Below are 17,271 nucleotides of genomic sequence, written 5' to 3' on the forward strand. Positions count from 1 at the left end.
ACGGCGTGACGATCCAGGAAGCTGAATGCCATGACGACGACAGCTACCACCACAGCCACCACCGCGCAGGACGCGGGACGGGCCCCGGTGGTCAGCTTCCAGGGGGTCAGTAAGAGTTACGGCGCGGTGCGCGCGGTGGCCGACCTACACCTGGAGCTGCACCCCGGCGAGACCGTCGCCCTCCTCGGCCCCAACGGCGCCGGCAAGTCCTCCACCCTCGACCTGCTCCTCGGTCTGCGCACCCCCGACACCGGGTCGGTGTCCCTCTTCGGCACCACCCCGCAGCGCGCCATCCAGCTGGGCCGGGTCGGCGCGATGCTCCAGAGCGGCGGCCTGATGGAGGGCGTCAAGGTCCGGGAACTGGTCCAGCTCGCCCGCGATCTGCACCCGCACGGCTATCCGGTGGACCAGATCCTGGCCTCCGCCGGCATCACGGACATCGCCGACCGGGTGGTCGGCAAGCTCTCCGGCGGCCAGGAGCAGCGGGTGCGGTTCGCCCTCGCCACCGCCGGCGCCAACGACCTCATCGTGCTGGACGAGCCCACCACCGGCATGGACGTCTCGTCCCGGCAGACCTTCTGGGGCGCCATGCGCCGCCAGGCCCAGGAGGGCCGCACGGTCCTCTTCGCCACGCACTACCTCGAAGAGGCCGACGAGATCGCCGACCGGGTGATCGTGCTGCACCGCGGCCGGGTGCTGGCCGACGGCACCTCCGCCGAGATCAAGGCCCGGGCCGGCGCCCGCCGGATCACCTTCGACCTGGACGAGCTGGCCGACCGCGGCGCCCTGGAGGCGCTGCCGCACCTCACCTCCCTGACCGTGTCCAACGGCGGCTCCGCCGCGGGCTCCGGGCACACCGTCCGCATCCAGTCCCAGGACGCCGACGCCACCGTGCACGCCCTCTACGGTCTCGGCCTCTACCCGCGCAACCTCGAAGTCTCCGGCCTCGGCCTGGAGCAGGCGTTCATCGCCATCACCACCGCCGAGGAGGCGGCCCGATGACCACCCTGATCAAGCTTGAGATCCTCCGCGCGCTGCGCAACAAGAAGTTCATGTTCTTCTCGGTGATCTACCCGCCGGCCCTCTACCTGATCATCGCGGGCGGCGCGGACAACAAGCCGATCCCCGGAACCAGCCTCAACATGGGGCTGTACTACATGGTCTCGATGGCCGCGTTCGGCGCCATGACCGCCGTCCTGCTGGGCAACAGCGAGCGCATCGCCAAGGAGCGCGAGCAGGGCTGGGTGCGCCAGCTGCGGCTGACCGCACTGCCCGGCCGCGGCTACGTCGCCGCCAAGATAGCCGCCGCGGCCACGGTCAGCCTGCCGTCGATCCTGCTGGTCATGATCGCCGCCGCCGCGGTCAAGGGGGTCCGCCTCGAAGCCTGGCAGTGGCTCGCCATCGCCGTCGGCACTTGGCTCGGCAGCTTCGTCTTCGCCGCCCTGGGCGTCGCCATCGGCTATCTGGCCAGCGGCGACGCGGTCCGCCCGGTCTCCATGCTCTGCTTCTTCGCGCTGGCCTTCCTCGGCGGCCTGTGGATGCCGATGACGCTGCTGCCGCAGTGGGTGCAGAACATCTCCGAGTGGTTGCCGACGCACGCGTACGCGGCGCTGGGCACCGCCGTCGAGGCCGGCGGTGCGCCGCACGTCAAGGACATGGCGATCCTGCTGGGCTACCTCGTCCTCTTCGTGGGGGGTGCGGCCTGGCTGTACCGCAAGGACACTCGGAAGGCATGAGACCGGTGGAGACGAAGAGCGGACCCGACGAACGGAACCCGGTCCTGATCGGGCAGCGCCCACGCAGCCGCCGCCAGGCCGTCAGCAAGTCGATGTGGATCGGCATCTGGCTGTTCTACCTCGCCGGCCCGGTGGGGGAGCTGATCGGTCGCAGATTCACCATCGCTGAGCGGATCTGGGGCATCGTGGGCCTCACGCTCTTCGTCCTCGCCTACCTCGTCCTGATCGTCCGCCACATGTGGCACAAGCCGCCCGTCTCCCTGCGGTACACCCCGCTGGCCGTGATGCTGGCGCTGTCCGTCGCCCTGACGTGGACGCTGAGCTTCTCCTGGATGGTGCTGTTCACCTTCACCAGCGTGGCCTCCGCCGTGGTGCTGCCCTGGCAGCGCTCCCGCTGGGTCATCCCGCTCATCACCGTGGTGGTGATAGCGGTCGGCGCACGCTACCCGGAGATCCGCAACTACTACCTCTTCGCCTACGCCCTACCCGCCCTCGGCAGCGGCTTCATCATGATCGGCGTGCAGAACCTGGTCCGCACCACCCAGGAACTCCGCGTCGCCCGAGAGGAGGTCGCCCGCCTCGCCGCCAACGAGGAGCGGCTGCGGCTCGCCCGCGATCTGCACGACCTCCTGGGCCACTCGCTCTCCCTGATCACGCTCAAGAGCGAGCTGGCCGGGCGGATGCTGCCCGACCGCCCCGAGGACGCCGCCAAACAGGTCGCCGACATCGAGCAGGTCAGCCGCCAGGCCCTGGTCGACGTCCGCGAGGCGGTCACCGGCTACCGCCGCCCCCGCCTGGCCGTCGAGCTGGCCGGCGCCCGCGCCGCACTGCGCACCGCCGGCATCGCGCTCACCGCCGACCCGGCCCTGGAGGGCGAGCCCCGCGGGCTGACCGCCGACACCGAGGGCGCCCTGGCCTGGGCGCTGCGCGAGGCGGTCACCAATGTCGTCCGGCACAGCGGCGCCCACCGCTGCGAACTGCTGCTCACCGAGGAGTGGGAGGCCGACGACCGGCACTACGTCTGCCTCACGGTGAACGACGACGGCAACGGCCCGCTCCGCAGCAGGCACGACGGCAACGGCCTCACCGGCCTCCGCGAGCGGCTGGCCCTCACCGACGGCCACCTGGAGACCGGCCAGGGCCCCGGGTCCCGGGGCTTCGCCCTGCGCGCATACGTTCCCAGGACCACCCCGACCGCGTCCCCGGAGGATCCGATACCCGTGCCGGACATCTCCCCGGAGCCGGTGCCCGGGCCGCCGGTGACCGGCCCGGTCTAGTACCACCGTTGCAGTACTAGGCCGGTCTGAGCCCTCCCGTCGGCTTCCGTCGGCTCCCGTCGTCTGCGCGAAGGGCGCGCCGGGCGGCGTTCGGCCGTGCTCTCGGGGCGTCGGTCCGTGGTGCTCTCGGTAGGCCGGGCGTTGACCCGCAACCAGGAGCGTGACGACAGGACCTGGAGCCGCCGTTCCGCCGGGATCGCCCCGGGCAGCGGTCGCGCGGGCCCCCGGCCGCCGCGGCCGGGTCGGGTCGTAAGCTGGCCGGCATGATCAGACTGCTGCTGGCGGAGGACCAGTCGATGGTCCGGGAGGCGCTGGCGGCGCTGCTGTCCCTGGAGGACGACCTCGACGTCGTCGCCCAGGCGGCACGCGGCGACGAGGTCCTCGCCCAGGCGCGGGCCCACGAGGTCGACATCGCGCTGCTGGACATCGAGATGCCGGGCCTGAGCGGTCTGGACGCCGCGGCCCGGCTGCGCGCCGAGCTGCCCGACGTGAAGGTCGTCATCCTCACCACCTTCGGCCGCCCCGGCTATCTGCGCCGGGCCATGGAGGCGGGCGCGGATGCCTTCTTGGTCAAGGACGCCCCGGCGGCCGAGCTGGCGGACGCCGTGCGCCGGGTGCTGCGCGGCGAGCGGGTCATCGACCCGGCGCTGGCGGTGGCCGCGCTGGCCGACGGCGCCAGCCCGCTGACCGAGCGCGAGCGCGAGGTGCTGCACGCCGCCGCCGACGGCTCCACCAACGCCGAGATCGCCGCCACACTGCACCTCTCCCAGGGCACGGTCCGCAACTACCTCTCGCTCGCCATCCAGAAGACCGGCGCCCGCAACCGCGCCGAGGCGGTCCGCACCGCCCGCGACAAGGGCTGGCTCTAAAGGGCCTGCCCGGCGGACCAGTACCGGAGGAGACCAGCCCCTGCCCTGGGCCGCCCCCCCCAAGCCGCCCCACCCCGCCCGGTCCGCGCCACCGGCGCCGCTTCCGGGACCTTCGCCAGGGGGCGGGCGGACCTTCGCCCCTGTGCGCGCTCGCGGAACGTCCCGCAGGCTTGAAGTGTCATGCCAGCCCATCGCCCCGCCGAGGGCAGCCTCCTCGCCCCCGTGCTGCTGAGCCTCGCCATCCTGGTCGTCGCGACGGTGGATGCCACGACCGGCCCCGAGCTGCACATCTCCGCGTTCATGGGGATCGCCCCGCTGGTCGCCGCGCTGCGCTGCTCCTACCACCGCACGCTGCTGGTGGCCGTCGTCTACGTCGTCTCCCTCACCTACGTCGATCTGCTGACGGTGCCCGACTGGGCCCCCGCCAGCCGGGTCGTCGGCGTCTTCGGGGCGTTCCTGGTGGGCGTCTTCTCCCTGGTGCTGTGCCGCACCCGGCTCCAACGCGAGGCGCTGCACGCCCGCACCACCTTGGTCGCCGACACCGTGCAGCGGGCGATGCTGCGCGAGCTGCCGCTCCGGGCCGGCCACCTGGAGGCGTACGGCTTCTACGTGTCCGCCCAGGAGGGCGCCCGGGTCGGCGGCGACATCTACGAGGCCGTCGACACCCCGCACGGGCTGCGGCTGATGATCGGCGACGTCCAGGGCAAGGGCATGCCGGCGATCGGCGCGGGCCTGGAGGTACTGGCGTCGTTCCGGGAGGCGGCCCAGTACCAGGAGTCGCTGGAGGGGGTGGCCGGCCGGATGGAGCAGGCCCTGACCCGCTACAACGCCCGCTCCGCCAAGGAGGGCACCGACGAGCGCTTCGTCACCGCGCTGCTGCTGGAGGTCCGCGGCCCGGGCCGGGCCCGGCTCCTGTCCTGCGGACACATTCCGTACTACCTGGTGCGGGACGGCCTCGTCCACGAGCGCTCCGACGGCGAGGGCGGGCTCCCGCTGGGACTCGGCGGGCTCAGCCGCGAGCCCCGCCGGAGCGTCCGCATCCAGCCGGAACCGAGCGACTGGGCGGTGCTGTGCACGGACGGCGTCACCGAGGCCCGCGGCGGCGACGGCCGCTTCTATCCGCTGGCCGAGCGGATCGCCGCCTGGATCGACCTGGAACCCGCCGACCTGGCCCGCACCCTCCGCGCCGACCTGGAGCACTTCACCGGCGGCGACCTGAAGGACGACGCCACGCTGCTGGTGGTCCGCCGCACACCGGTCAACGAGGCCGAGCCCGCACCGGCCCGATCCGTAGCGGCTTGACCAGGGCAGACCGGAACAGACCGGGGCGGACCGGGACGGGCCCACCCGCTCAGTTCAGCCGGGCCCGGGCCGCTGCGGCCTCCCGGCGCACCGCGGTCGCGGCGGCCGGCTGGACCGGCTCCAGCACCTGCGCATACTCCTCCAGCTCGGCCGCCCCTGCCAGGAACTCGCCACGCTGGACGAGGAGTTGCGCGCGCTCGTGGCGCAGCCGCGCCGGATGGCTGGGCAGCAGCAAGGACAGGTCCAGCGCCCACAGCTGCACCGCGCTGTGTTCGGGGCGGGCCTGGGCCCAGGCCCGGATGTTGTTGAGGATCCGCTGGACGATCTCCAACGGGCCGGCCGGGGCCAGCATCCCCGGGGACAGCGCCTCACCGGTCGCGCCCGCGACGATCATCGCCGCGTCCTGGTCGGTGAGCAGCCGCCCGCCCTCGAACGGATCGGCCAGCACGTGCCGCCCGGCCGGATCGCCCAGGCCGATGACGAAGTGACCCGGCAGCGCCACCCCGTACACCGGCGCCCCGGCCCGCCGGGCGACCTCCGTCCAGACCACCGACAGCAGGATCGGCAGCCCGCGGCGCCGCCGCAGCACCTCGTGCAGCAGCGACGACTCCAGCCTGCGGTAGTCGCCGGGCGAGCCGCCGAAGCCCTGCCGGGTGCCCAGCAGCTCGGCGAGGTTCCGGGCCCACGCGCCCGGGCCGCCGGCGGGGGAGTAGGGCAGCAGGCCGGCCAGCCGGTCCAGTTCGATCTGTGCCGCGTCGATACCGGCCTCGTCCAGGGCCGGATCCGCCTCGGCGCCGATCAGCAGGCACAGCAGCGCGAGGTCCGGCCGCTCCTCGCGGGCCGCCGCCGCGAACTGCCGCCGCCGCTCGTCGCGCGCCGCATCCCGCTCCGGCTCCCCGCGCTCCGCTCGCTCGCCCATATCGGACGGATACCCCCTCAGGACCCGGCCGCGCCACCCGCCGGGCCGCGGCGATAGTGATAGCCGTGGTGCTCGACGAACCCCAGCCCGTCGTACAGCGCCAGGGCGCCCGCATTGTCCGTCTCGACCTGGAGGTACGCCGCCGAGGCACCCTCCTTAAGGGCCCGCTCGGCGAGCGCCGCCATCACCAGTGTCGCCAGTCCCCGGCGCCGCTGCCCGGGAGCGGTCTCCACCGCCGCGAAGCCCGCCCAGCGCCCGTCGACGACCAGCCGCCCGATCGCCGCGGTCCCGCCGTCCGGCGCCGGCACCCGCGCGAACCACACCGAGGGGCCCCCGGTCAGCACCGCCCGGGCCTCCGCCGTGGGCGTGCCGGCCCGGTTGTAGAGGGTCAGCCAGTCGGCGTCCGGCTGCCGGGAGAGGCACACGCCCGAGGTGTCCGCTTCGGTGTCCGCGAGCGGTGCCAGGGCCGCGATCCGCACGGAGGTGTGCGCCTCGTCGGGCCAGCCGCGGGCGGCCAGTTCCGCGGCCAGCCGCTCGTCGGTGTCGGCCCGCCCGGTCGCGACGGTGACCAAGGTGGGCAGCCCGCGGTCGGCGTACCACCGGGTGGCCCGGGCCAGCGCCTCGTCCAACGGGACACCGGGGTCGCCGAGCGGCAGCACAGAGTTGGCCCGTCGGGTGAAGCCCACCCGTCGCCCGGCCACCGCCCCGCCAGGACGCTCCCCCAGATTCCGTCCGGAGGGATCCCCCTCGCGCGGCACCTCCTGAATCGCCGCCCGCAGTGTCCACTCTCCGAGACGTTCGGTCTCGATGGCCGGCCAACCACGGGCCGCGACCCTCTGGAGCTCGCGCACAGTGGCCGCCGGGACCTTCCGGCGGGCCGGTGCCGCCGGGACGACCTTGGCCGCTACCAGCGAGGATTCCTCGATCCGTACGCTTTCGCCGCTGCGTCGTGTGATGCTCAGCACACCGTTGTTCCACGATGTGAGAATCCCGACCGCGTCCGTGAACGCCGGCTCTCCGGCCCGAGCCCCGGTCAAGCGCCGGACGGATACCCTTTTGCCCACGTCAGCATGGGTGATCCGGACCTCCGCGCGTCCGCCGGCGAGGAATTCCATCGCTCTCCAACCGCCCCTCTTGTTCGTCTCGTGCCCGGGAACGGAGATACTAGGTGGCGGGCATCGACGACGCCGCGCTCCCGCGCGCCCAGCGGCGGAACCGCCCATCGGTCCGCCGGCCCTACCGAGGAGGAACGACAGCGTGACCTACGTCATCGCGCAGCCTTGTGTCGACGTCAAGGACAAGGCATGCATCGAGGAGTGCCCCGTCGACTGCATCTACGAGGGCTCCCGGTCCTTGTACATCCACCCGGACGAATGCGTCGACTGTGGTGCCTGTGAGCCGGTCTGCCCGGTGGAGGCGATCTTCTACGAGGACGACACCCCGGAGGAGTGGAAGGACTACTACAAGGCGAACGTGGAGTTCTTCGACGAGCTCGGTTCCCCGGGTGGTGCCAGCAAGCTCGGTCTGATCGAGCGCGACCACCCGTTCATCGCCGCGCTGCCGCCGCAGAACCAGGACCACTGATCACCCTCCGGAGGGACGGAGGGGAGCCGGCCCGCTCCCCCGTGCCTCCGAGGCTGCCGGGGGTAGCCCCGGCATGAGCTGGGGAAGGCCGCACGGCACCGCCCGGTCCCGTACGGCCCACCCGCCGTACGGGACCGAGGCGTTTTCGCGCGCCGACGTCCCCCGCGCCACTCCGTACGAGAAAGAGAGCACCGTGGGCGCAGTCTCCTCCCGTCACCCGTCCGGCACGTCGCCCCGCGACCGCCTGCCCGTCTTCCCCTGGGACCGCCTGGAGCCGTACAAGGCGACCGCCGCGGCGCACGCCGACGGCATCGTCGACCTGTCCGTCGGCACCCCGGTGGACCCGGTGCCCGCGCTGGTCCGGCAGGCACTCACCGACGCGGCGGACAGCCCGGGCTATCCCACGGTGTGGGGCACCGCGGCACTGCGGGACGCGCTCACCGGATGGGCCGCCGACCGCCTCGGCGCCCCCGGCCTGGAGCACACCAACGTGCTGCCGGTCGTCGGCTCCAAGGAACTGGTCGCCTGGCTGCCGACCCAGCTGGGCCTCGGCGCCGGCGACAAGGTGGCCTACCCGCGACTGGCCTACCCCACCTACGAGGTCGGCGCCCGCCTGGCCGGCGCCGAGCCGGTCGTCTACGACGAGCCCACCGCGCTCGACCCGGCCGGCCTGAAGTTGCTCTGGCTCAACTCCCCGTCCAACCCCACCGGCCGGGTGCTCACCCTCGACGAACTGCGCCGCACCGTCGCCTGGGCCCGCGAGCACGGCGTCCTGATCTTCAGCGACGAGTGCTACCTCGAACTGGGCTGGGAGGCCGAGCCGGTCTCCGTCCTGCACCCGGACGTCTGCGGCGGCTCCTACGAGGGCATCGTCGCCGTCCACTCGCTGTCCAAGCGCTCCAACCTCGCCGGCTACCGCTCCGCATTCCTGCTGGGCGACGCCGCGGTCCTCGGTGAGCTGCTACAGATCCGCAAGCACGGCGGGATGATGGTGGCCGCGCCGGTCCAGGCCGCCACCGTCGCGGCGCTGGGCGACACCGCGCACGTCGCCGAGCAGCGCGACCGTTACGCCCGCCGGCGCGCGGCGCTGCGCACCGCCTTCGAGGCCGCGGGCTTCCGCATCGAGCACAGCGAGGCGTCGCTCTACCTCTGGGCGACCCGCGACGAGCCCTGCTGGGACACCGTCGGTGACCTCGCCAAGCGCGGCATCCTGGTCGCCCCCGGCGAGTTCTACGGCGCCGCGGGGGAACGGTTCGTCCGGATCGCCTTCACCGCCACCGACGAGCGGGTGGCGGCCGCGGTGCGCCGCCTGGCCGATTGAACCGCTGAACCGCAGACGTGCGCGGCGTGCGGCGGCTCAGCGGCCGATCGGCATCCCGCCGATCAGGCCGTGGACCGGCGTCTGCGCTCCCTGGGGTGCACCGAACAGGCTCTTGACCGTGTCGGTGGCCAGGGAGTTGGTCGAGACCCCCTTCTTCGCCACCGGGCGGGCCACGCCCTCCGCCTTGCGGGCGGTGTCCTGGGTGAGCGGTGCGGCCTCCTCGACGACCGGGGCGAGGGTCCGCACCAGGGCGGGCGCGAGGGTCTGCGCGGCCTCGGCACCGGTCTTGTTGGCGAGCGAGAGGCCGGTCCGGGCGGTGTTGTCCAGGGCCTTGCTGGTGTTCGCGGAGTCCAGGGTGGTCAGTCCGCCCACTTCGCGGCCCGACGGAGGCAGGTTCACGGCGCTCGCGGATCCGGCCGCAGCGACCACGGGAGCTGCGCCCGCTGCGACCAGCAGGGCGGCTCGGGCGATCCGACGCGTAACGGGGAGGGACATGGTGCTCCTTTTACGGAGAAGGACTCGTACTTCTGACAGATGTGCCATGTCCGCCGGGCGGACGGACGCCCTGATTACCGCGTCAGGAGTCCGAAGGTTGCGGTGAACTCCGGTAAAGAATTGGCAACGTGTCACATAATCTGCCCTGGATAAAGATGAGCAATATGTGCACGCCCCGAAGCCATGCGGAAACGTCACAGACCTTTAAACGCACGGGAATTGGCCGAGGATACGGTTTCAACCAGGTGAAAACCCGCACTGGGAAAGGGGATTGTCGCCCGACGCGGTCCAACCGGCCGGATTCCAGTGGGTCGGCGCGCTACTGCGCGGTGACGATCCGTACCTCGCCCGCGGCGTCCCCGGGCACCGTCGCGCCCTGCCAGCCCTTGTCCGAATCGGCCGCCGTCCAGGTCCGCCCGGCGTAGGAGATCCGCTCGACGTGCAGGTCGGCGGCGTGCGCCAGCGCCCAGTTCGCCAGCCGCCAGCCGCGCTGCGCGGCATCGCCGGTCGCCGCGGCGTACCCGTCAGGCTGCACCGGCACCGTCAGGCTGCGGCCGGCCGCCGCGGTGCGCCCGCTGCTGCCCTCCGTCCGCGGCAGCACCTCGGAACCGAACTCCCGCACCAGCTTCTCCCGCACCTTCGCCGCGCCGTCCGGCCCGGCGCTGTCCACGGGGTGGCTCACGGTGCAGCTCAACACGTCCCCGTTCCGGCCGGTCAGCGCCCCGGTGAGCAGCGCGGCATTCGCCTCGTGCTTGGCGTACGCCTGCGGATAGCCGCTGCGCTGCACCTTCTGTGCGGCAACGGTCAGCGGCAGTCGGGAATAGCCGGGAACTTTCACCAGATGGCGGTAGAACTCCCCGGATGAATAGACCGGGTCCATGATCTGTTTCACGGTGCCCCAGTCCTGCGACGGCCGTTGCTGGAAAAGCCCCACCGAATCCCGGTCGCCGAAATTGATGTTGCGCAGCCCGGACTCCTGCATGGCGGTCGCCAGCGCGATCGTCACCGCCCGCTCCGGCAGCCCGCGCGAGGTCGCCACCGCGGAGATCGTCGCGGCGTTCGCGGCCTGCTCGGGACTGAGCTCGTACGGATCCCCGCCGCCCTGTACGCGCACCGCGCAGCGGGGCGCCCCGGGGCCGCTGGTGACGTACTGCACCAAAAGGTACGCAACCACCCCGAGGAGGACGGCGAACGCCGCGGCAGTACGCCACAGGCGGGCGCGGCGGATACGGGACACGGGCTGGGCGGACACGCAGCACAACGTACCCGAGGGCTGCCGATAGGGTCGGCCCCATGGAGCGCTCCACTCACCCCGGCCTTGACCTGTCGCTGGACGCCGCCGCGCTGACCGCACAGCTCGTCGATTTCCCCTCCGAGAGCGGCAACGAGAAGGACCTCGCCGACGCCGTCGAGGACGCCCTGCGCGCCCTGCCGCACCTGACCGTCGACCGGTACGGCAACAACGTCGTCGCCCGCACGCACCTGGGGCGCGCCGAGCGGGTGGTGCTCGCCGGACACCTCGACACCGTGCCGATCGTGGACAACGTCCCCTCCCGGCTCGACGAGCACGGCGTCCTGTGGGGCTGCGGCACCTGCGACATGAAGTCCGGGGTCGCCGTCCAGCTCCGGATGGCCGCCACCGTCCCCGCCCCCAACCGGGACCTGACCTTCGTCTTCTACGACAACGAAGAGGTCGCCGCGCACCTCAACGGCCTCGGCCACGTCACCGACGCCCACCCCGACTGGCTCGCGGCCGACTTCGCCGTTCTCCTGGAGCCCTCCGACGGCCAGGTGGAGGGCGGCTGCCAGGGCACCCTGCGGGTGCTGCTGCGCACCAGTGGGGAGCGCGCGCACTCCGCACGCAGCTGGATGGGCGCCAACGCGATCCACGCCGCCGCCCCCATCCTGGCGAAGCTCGCCGCCTACGAGCCGCGCCGCCCGGTCATCGACGGCCTGGAGTACCGCGAGGGCCTCAACGCGGTCCGCGTCGAGGGCGGCGTGGCGGGCAACGTCATCCCGGACGCGTGCACCGTCACCGTCAACTTCCGCTACGCACCGGACCGCACCCCTGAAGAGGCGGTGGCCCACGTCCGCGAGGTCTTCGCGGACTGCCCCGTGGACGAGTTCGTCATCGACGACCACTCCCCGGGGGCGCTGCCGGGGCTGTCCCACCCGGCCGCCAAGGCGTTCATGGAGGCCGTCGGCGGCAGCGCGATGCCCAAGTTCGGCTGGACCGACGTCTCCCGCTTCAGCGCCCTCGGCGTCCCGGCCGTCAACTACGGGCCCGGCGAAGCCCTGCTCGCCCACAAGAAGGACGAGCGGGTCGCGGTCGACCGCATCCTGCACTGCGAGGAGCGGCTGCGCGCCTGGCTGACGGCCGGCCCGGCCACCTGACGGCCGCGCGGCGCCCAGCCGGCAGGACGGTCCGGGGCCGGACGGTCCCGCCGGCGTCCGCCTGCATACCGATCGAATTCCCCTCCGCGTCACACCGGCGGATCTACGCTGAAGTGGCAAACGATCTGTCAGCGGAGGGAGCACGTCATGGCCAACCCCGAGGGAGCGTACGTCCCTGAGGAGCAGCGGCTGGGCCCCGTACTGCGCCGCCACGACCAGGTGCAGACCGGCACGACGACGGACCAGCGGCTGCTGGACTCCGAAGGACCCTCCGAGTGGGTGCACACCGATCCCTGGCGCGTGATGCGCATTCAGTCGGAGTTCGTCGAGGGCTTTGGCGCGCTGGCCGAGCTGGGCCCGGCCGTCAGCGTCTTCGGTTCGGCCCGCACCCCGCGCGGCACGGCGGAGTACGACGCCGCGGTGCGGATCGGCGCGGCGCTGGTGAAGGCCGGCTTCTCGGTGATCACCGGCGGCGGCCCGGGGGCCATGGAGGCCGCCAACAAGGGCGCCTTCGAGGCCGGCGGCACCTCCGTCGGGCTCGGCATCGAGCTGCCCTTCGAGCAGGGCATGAACGCGTACGTGAACCTCGGGGTCGACTTCCGCTACTTCTTCGTCCGGAAGACCTGCTTCGTGAAGTACGCGCGCGGGTTCGTCGTCCTCCCCGGCGGACTCGGCACCCTCGACGAGCTCTTCGAGGCGCTGACCCTCGTCCAGACCCGCAAGGTCACCCGCTTCCCGATCGTGCTCTTCGGCTCGGACTACTGGAGCGGGCTGGTCTCCTGGCTGCGCGAGACCGTGGTCGCCCAGGGGAAGGCGTCGCCGCAGGACCTGGAGCTGTTCCACCTCAGCGACGACGTGGACGAGGCCATCGCGCTGGTGACCAAGGAGGTCGGGATCTGAGCTCGGGGTGCCCGGGGTGGTACCGGCCCTGGGCACCCCGTCCGGGTCACACCAGGCCGCGGCGGGCGACCGCCGGCGGCCGGTGGCCGGCGATCGAGGCCACCATGTCCAGCACCTGGCGGGTCTCGGCGACCTCGTGGACGCGGTAGACCTGGGCGCCGAGCCAGGCCGAGACCGCGGTGGTCGCCAGGGTGCCCAGCACCCGCTCCTTGACCGGCTTGTCCAGCGTCTCGCCGACGAAGTCCTTGTTGGACAGCGAGACCAGCACCGGCCATCGGGTCTCCGTCATCTCGCCCAGCCGCCGGGTGGCCTCCAGGCTGTGCCGGGTGTTCTTCCCGAAGTCGTGCCCCGGATCGATCAGGATCCCGTCCCGCCGGACGCCCAACGCGGCGGCCCGCTCGGCCAGTCCGAGCGTCACCCGCAGGATGTCGGCCATCACGTCCTCGTACACCACCCGGTGCGGCCGGGTACGCGGTTCGACGCCGCCCGCGTGGGTGCACACCAGGCCCACGTCGTACCGCGCGGCGACCTCGGCGAGCCGGGGATCGACCCCGCCCCAGGCGTCGTTGAGCAGGTCCGCGCCGGCCTCGCACACCGCCTCGGCGACCTCGTGCCGCCAGGTGTCGACGCTGATCACCACGTCGGGGTGGCGGCGCCGTACTTCGGCCACGAACCCGACCGTGCGGCGGGCCTCCTCCTCGGCGCTCACCTCCTCGCCCGGGCCGGCCTTGACGCCGCCGATGTCGATGATCGCGGCGCCCTCGGCGATCGCCTGCTCCACGCGGTGCAGCGCGGGTTCGTCGCGGAACGTTGCGCCCTGGTCGTAGAAGGAGTCCGGCGTCCTGTTGACGATCGCCATGATCACTGGCTCATGCGCCCCGAACTCGCGTTTTCCCAGCCGCAGCATTTCCTTGACTCCCTCTCCGTGGTCCGGCAGCGACCCTAACTGTCAGACCCGCATGGCACGATCGGTGCAGGCACTTGAAGTCCGGGGAGTTGGTCGTGTTCTGGTTCATGCTGATCGCGATGGTCGTGGTGGTGGCCGCGGTCACGCTGGTCGTCGTCGGCGGGGGTGACGCCGGCGGGGAGGGCGGCGGACTGCGCGACGCCGAGCCCGCGGGGCTCCACGACCCGCTGCCGCAGGACCGCCCGCTGGCCCGGGCCGACGTGGAGGCCGTCCGGCTGCCGGTGACCGTCCGCGGCTACCGCATGGACGACGTCGACGACGTGCTGGACCGCCTCGGCGCCGAGTTGGCCGAGCGGGACGCTCGGATCGCCGAGCTGGAGGCGGCGCTGGCCGGCGTCCACGCCTCGGCCATGGGCGGGGCGGGGCTGGTGGCGGACCTTCCGCCCGGTTCCGACCCGGCCGGGGGGCCCGGCCGGCCCGGCGCACCGGGCGTGTCAGACGCACCGGATGGACCGGATGCAACGGGCGCCTTGGGTCCGCAGGACCCGCAGGTTCCGCAGGACGGCAGCGTGCGGCCCGGTGGCCCGGAAGCGCCGAAGCACGGAGACGACGACGCGACATCAGGAGAAGGGGAGGGCCGGTCATGACCGGAGTGGTGACGGCTCCCGACGGGGTCCCGCGCTGTCCGTGGGGGATGGAGTCGGAGCAGATGGCGGACTACCGCGCCTACCACGACACCGAGTGGGGCCGGCCGGTCCACGGCGATGACGCGCTCTTCGAGCGGATGAGCCTGGAGGCGTTCCAGTCCGGGCTGTCCTGGATCACCATCCTGCGGCGCCGGGAGGGCTTCCGCGCCGCGTTCGCCGGCTTCCGGATCGCCGAGGTGGCCCGGTTCACCGACGAGGACGCCGCGCGGCTCCTCACCGACCAGGCCATCATCCGCAACCGCGCCAAGATCACCGCGACGATCGGCAATGCCAAGCTCGCCGCCGCGCTGGCCCCCGGCGAGCTCGACGCCCTGATCTGGTCCTACGCCCCGGCCCGCACCGGCCGCCCGGTGCCGCGCACCACCGGCGACGTGCAGCCGGTGACCGCGGAGTCCACCGCCCTCGCCAAGGACCTCAAGAAGCGCGGCTTCAGGTTCGTCGGCCCCACCACCGCATACGCCATGATGCAGGCCTGCGGCCTGGTCAACGACCACCTCGCGACCTGCCATGCGCGCGCGGCGGTGGAGGCGGCGGCCGGCTGACTTCCCCCAGCTCACGCTAGGAGGCGCCCCCAGCCGGGGCCGCCGTTCGCCGGCGTCACCGCCCCAGGTAGACCGGCTTCTCCTTCTTGACGAACGCCTCCACCGCGCGATGGTGGTCCTCCGATGCGCCGGCCCGGACCTGGAGCTCGTCCTCCTTCTCCAGGGTCTCGGCGAGCGCGTGCCCGGCGCCGTAGGCCAGCGACTCCTTGATCGCGGCGTAGGCGGCGGTCGGCCCCGCGGCCAGCCGGCGGGCCACCGCGGCGGCCGCGTCGGCCAGCTCGTCGGCCGGGACGACCTGGTTGGCGATGCCCAGCTCGTGGGCCTCCTGGGCGCCGATGGAGCGCGGGAAGAGCAGCAGGTCGGCGGCGCGGCCGTGGCCGATCAGCCGCGGCAGCGTCCAGGACATCCCGGAGTCCGCGGTCAGTGCGACGCCCGCGAACGAGGTGTTGAAGGAGGCGGTGTCGGCGACCACGCGATAGTCGGCGGCCAGTGCGAAGCCCGCGCCGGCGCCCGCGGCGACCCCGTTGACCCCCGCCACCACCGGCTTGGGCATCCCGGCCAGCGCCGTGACGATGGGGTTGTAGTGCTCCCGCACGGTGTTCATGGTGCGCCCGGCGCCGGTCTCCCGGTCCTCGGCCAGCAGCCCGATGTGTTCCTTGAGGTCCTGCCCGACGCAGAAGGCGCGCCCGGTGGCGGTCAGCAGCACCGCGCGCACGGCCGGGTCGGCGGCGGCCTCCTGGAGGATGTCCCGGAGTGCGACCTTCGCCTCCGTGTTCATCGCGTTCATTGCGTCGGGGCGGTTGAGCGTGACCGTCGCCAGTCCGTCGGTCACGTCGTAGAGCACGGTGTCGGCCATAGTGGAGTCCCCTCCGTCGCGGCTCTGGGCTGCCCGGTATCGGCAGCCAGCGCTCAGGATGCCGGAGATCATCCGCGGTCGGCATGTGACGTACATCAAAGATTGCGGGCGTGCCGGGTGGTGGAGAGCGGCGAAGTATCGCAGCCCGCTCCCCGAATTGGGTGGGTTTGCGGGAGCGCGTTGCCAAAGGGATGCCCCCTGATGTTGGTCATCGGGTCGTTCGATGCGGGATAATGGCCTGGAAGCAATGTGTTCGACGCCGGTGACACGCGCCTATCAAGGCCGTCGGCTGAGATGAGCTGGTTTCAGGAAGGGGAACGAGCATGGCGGCCATGAAGCCGCGGACGGGCGACGGCCCGCTCGAGGTGACCAAGGAGGGGCGGGGCATCGTCATGCGCGTTCCGCTCGAAGGCGGCGGGCGGCTCGTCGTCGAGCTGACCCCCGACGAAGCCAAGGCCCTGGGTGAGGCCCTGGAGAAGGTCACCGTCTGACGAGGGCGGAGAAACCGCTGCGGTCTTTCGGGGATTCCACCCCGGGTACCTCCAGCCGGATACCCCGGCCCCGGCACGGGGTACGGCCGGCTCAGCCGCGCTTGACCGCGCAGAGCAGTCCGTCGCCGACCGGCAGCAGGGCCGGCACCAGCGCCTTGCTCTCCCGTATCGCCCGCAGGAGCTCGCGGACCCGGAGCACCTCCGCCGGCTGCTCCGCGGAGTCGACCGTCCGGCCGTCGGCGAAGACGCCCTGGAAGCAGACCAGGCCGCCGGGGCGCAGCAGCCGCAACGATTCAGCGAGGTACTCCAGGTACTCCAGGAGGTCGCCGTCGCAGAAGACGAGGTCGTAGCCACCGTCCGCCAGGCGCGGCAGGACGTCCAGGGCCCGGCCGGGGATGAAGCGGGCGCGGTTGCCGGCGAAGCCCGCGGCGCGGAACGCCTGCTTGGCGAAGGTCTGCCGCTCGGGTTCGAGGTCCACGGTGGTCAGCACGCCGTCCGGGCGCATGCCGTGCAGGAGGTAGATGCCCGACACTCCCGTGCCGGTGCCGATCTCGGCGACCGCCTTGGCGTCCGCGGTGGCGGCGAGCAGCCGCAGGGCCGCGCCGGCGCCGGCGGTCACCGTGCGGACGCCGACCTCGCGGGCACGGTCGCGGCACCAGAGCAGGGCGGCGTGGGCGGCGTCGTCGATGGTCCCGGCGCCGTACGCCTCGGCGAATGCCAAGCTCGTCTGCCGGTTGCCGGTAATGGCCCTCTCCTGTCCCCGTAGTTGACGCAACCGTGACTGTATCCGCTGCGCGCGGGAACCCGCAGATGGGACCGGGCGTTAGGAGTGGCAAGGGGGAGAGACGGGGGGACGCACCGGTGGATACCGCGCAAGAGGCCGGGCGAGAGCCGCGGCAGGACGAGAAGCCGCACCAAATGCTGGTCAAAACTGCTTATCCGGAGCTAACGGGCGAGGTGGATATGGTAGG

Annotated in this window: 19 protein-coding genes; 12 read left to right on the top strand and 7 right to left on the bottom strand. The window is 72.6% G+C overall.

The features are described from left to right. Window positions 1-30: 30 nt before the first annotated feature. From ACO0M4_RS01595 to ACO0M4_RS01615, 5 genes are all read left to right on the top strand, one after another. On the top strand, window positions 31-1,002 hold the full coding sequence (locus ACO0M4_RS01595; protein WP_430367708.1) for an ABC transporter ATP-binding protein: 972 nt from the start codon (window positions 31-33) through the stop codon (window positions 1,000-1,002). Next, a complete protein-coding gene (locus ACO0M4_RS01600) occupies window positions 999-1,736 on the top strand; it encodes an ABC transporter permease (protein ID WP_430367709.1) in 738 nt (245 codons plus the stop codon). Before ACO0M4_RS01595 ends, ACO0M4_RS01600 begins: the two co-directional genes overlap by 4 nt. Further along, window positions 1,733-3,013, top strand: a complete 1,281-nt coding sequence (locus ACO0M4_RS01605) for a sensor histidine kinase (RefSeq protein ID WP_430367710.1) — start codon at window positions 1,733-1,735, stop codon at window positions 3,011-3,013. The genes ACO0M4_RS01600 and ACO0M4_RS01605 overlap by 4 nt, the downstream gene beginning before the upstream one ends. 263 nt (window positions 3,014-3,276) lie before the next feature. Continuing rightward, window positions 3,277-3,882: a response regulator gene (locus tag ACO0M4_RS01610; protein ID WP_430367711.1), complete on the top strand. Its 606-nt coding sequence runs from the start codon at window positions 3,277-3,279 to the stop codon at window positions 3,880-3,882. 180 nt (window positions 3,883-4,062) lie between these two features. Continuing rightward, window positions 4,063-5,184, top strand: a complete 1,122-nt coding sequence (locus ACO0M4_RS01615) for a PP2C family protein-serine/threonine phosphatase (RefSeq protein ID WP_430367712.1) — start codon at window positions 4,063-4,065, stop codon at window positions 5,182-5,184. A gap of 49 nt (window positions 5,185-5,233) precedes the next feature. Here ACO0M4_RS01615 and ACO0M4_RS01620 read toward each other — a convergent pair whose 3' ends face one another. Together ACO0M4_RS01620 and ACO0M4_RS01625 are read right to left on the bottom strand one after the other, a co-directional pair. Beyond that, window positions 5,234-6,103 (bottom strand): tetratricopeptide repeat protein, encoded by an 870-nt coding sequence (locus ACO0M4_RS01620; RefSeq protein ID WP_430367713.1) that lies wholly within the window; start codon window positions 6,101-6,103, stop codon window positions 5,234-5,236. A gap of 17 nt (window positions 6,104-6,120) precedes the next feature. After that, complete coding sequence (locus tag ACO0M4_RS01625) at window positions 6,121-7,218, bottom strand: GNAT family N-acetyltransferase (protein ID WP_430367714.1); 1,098 nt, start codon at window positions 7,216-7,218, stop codon at window positions 6,121-6,123. A 142-nt stretch (window positions 7,219-7,360) separates the two neighbouring features. Between ACO0M4_RS01625 and fdxA the strand changes: the two genes are divergently transcribed. Together fdxA and dapC are read left to right on the top strand one after the other, a co-directional pair. Further along, window positions 7,361-7,687 carry a ferredoxin gene (gene fdxA, locus ACO0M4_RS01630; protein ID WP_016573354.1) on the top strand — a complete coding sequence of 109 codons (327 nt, stop codon included), beginning with the start codon at window positions 7,361-7,363 and terminating at the stop codon, window positions 7,685-7,687. 193 nt (window positions 7,688-7,880) lie between these two features. Beyond that, on the top strand, window positions 7,881-9,008 hold the full coding sequence (dapC, locus tag ACO0M4_RS01635; RefSeq protein WP_430371181.1) for a succinyldiaminopimelate transaminase: 1,128 nt from the start codon (window positions 7,881-7,883) through the stop codon (window positions 9,006-9,008). A 36-nt stretch (window positions 9,009-9,044) separates the two neighbouring features. Here the strand turns inward: dapC and ACO0M4_RS01640 are convergent, their stop codons facing one another. Together ACO0M4_RS01640 and ACO0M4_RS01645 are read right to left on the bottom strand one after the other, a co-directional pair. Then, window positions 9,045-9,503, bottom strand: coding sequence for an ATP-binding protein (locus ACO0M4_RS01640; RefSeq protein ID WP_430367715.1), 459 nt, complete (start codon window positions 9,501-9,503; stop codon window positions 9,045-9,047). A gap of 319 nt (window positions 9,504-9,822) precedes the next feature. Then, window positions 9,823-10,755 carry a heavy metal transporter gene (locus ACO0M4_RS01645; protein ID WP_430367716.1) on the bottom strand — a complete coding sequence of 311 codons (933 nt, stop codon included), beginning with the start codon at window positions 10,753-10,755 and terminating at the stop codon, window positions 9,823-9,825. Window positions 10,756-10,796: 41 nt separating this feature from the next. Here ACO0M4_RS01645 and dapE point away from each other — a divergent pair, with 41 nt between their 5' ends. Both dapE and ACO0M4_RS01655 read left to right on the top strand, forming a co-directional pair. Beyond that, the gene (gene dapE / locus ACO0M4_RS01650; RefSeq protein ID WP_430367717.1) at window positions 10,797-11,897 is read left to right on the top strand and encodes a succinyl-diaminopimelate desuccinylase; all 1,101 of its coding nucleotides are present in this window, start codon (window positions 10,797-10,799) and stop codon (window positions 11,895-11,897) included. Between the two features lie 147 nt (window positions 11,898-12,044). Beyond that, a complete protein-coding gene (locus ACO0M4_RS01655) occupies window positions 12,045-12,797 on the top strand; it encodes a TIGR00730 family Rossman fold protein (protein ID WP_430367718.1) in 753 nt (250 codons plus the stop codon). A 46-nt stretch (window positions 12,798-12,843) separates the two neighbouring features. On the opposite strand, the gene folP is transcribed toward ACO0M4_RS01655, so the two are convergent. Continuing rightward, a complete protein-coding gene (gene folP / locus ACO0M4_RS01660) occupies window positions 12,844-13,704 on the bottom strand; it encodes a dihydropteroate synthase (RefSeq protein WP_430367719.1) in 861 nt (286 codons plus the stop codon). A 95-nt stretch (window positions 13,705-13,799) separates the two neighbouring features. On the opposite strand from folP, the gene ACO0M4_RS01665 reads away from it, so the two are divergent. Then, window positions 13,800-14,351: a DivIVA domain-containing protein gene (locus ACO0M4_RS01665; protein WP_430367720.1), complete on the top strand. Its 552-nt coding sequence runs from the start codon at window positions 13,800-13,802 to the stop codon at window positions 14,349-14,351. Beyond that, the gene (locus ACO0M4_RS01670) at window positions 14,348-14,953 is read left to right on the top strand and encodes a DNA-3-methyladenine glycosylase I (protein ID WP_430367721.1); all 606 of its coding nucleotides are present in this window, start codon (window positions 14,348-14,350) and stop codon (window positions 14,951-14,953) included. Before ACO0M4_RS01665 ends, ACO0M4_RS01670 begins: the two co-directional genes overlap by 4 nt. A 55-nt stretch (window positions 14,954-15,008) precedes the next feature. Here the strand turns inward: ACO0M4_RS01670 and ACO0M4_RS01675 are convergent, their stop codons facing one another. Then, window positions 15,009-15,809: an enoyl-CoA hydratase/isomerase family protein gene (locus ACO0M4_RS01675; protein WP_430367722.1), complete on the bottom strand. Its 801-nt coding sequence runs from the start codon at window positions 15,807-15,809 to the stop codon at window positions 15,009-15,011. 323 nt (window positions 15,810-16,132) lie between these two features. On the opposite strand from ACO0M4_RS01675, the gene ACO0M4_RS01680 reads away from it, so the two are divergent. Continuing rightward, window positions 16,133-16,300, top strand: a complete 168-nt coding sequence (locus ACO0M4_RS01680; protein WP_003985072.1) for a DUF3117 domain-containing protein — start codon at window positions 16,133-16,135, stop codon at window positions 16,298-16,300. Window positions 16,301-16,391: 91 nt separating this feature from the next. On the opposite strand, the gene ACO0M4_RS01685 is transcribed toward ACO0M4_RS01680, so the two are convergent. Continuing rightward, window positions 16,392-17,075, bottom strand: coding sequence for an O-methyltransferase (locus tag ACO0M4_RS01685; protein ID WP_430367723.1), 684 nt, complete (start codon window positions 17,073-17,075; stop codon window positions 16,392-16,394). Between the last annotated feature and the right edge of the window lie 196 nt (window positions 17,076-17,271).

Origin of the sequence: Streptomyces sp. RGM 3693 (assembly GCF_050471125.1) — a bacterium.
GTDB lineage: Bacteria > Actinomycetota > Actinomycetes > Streptomycetales > Streptomycetaceae > Streptomyces.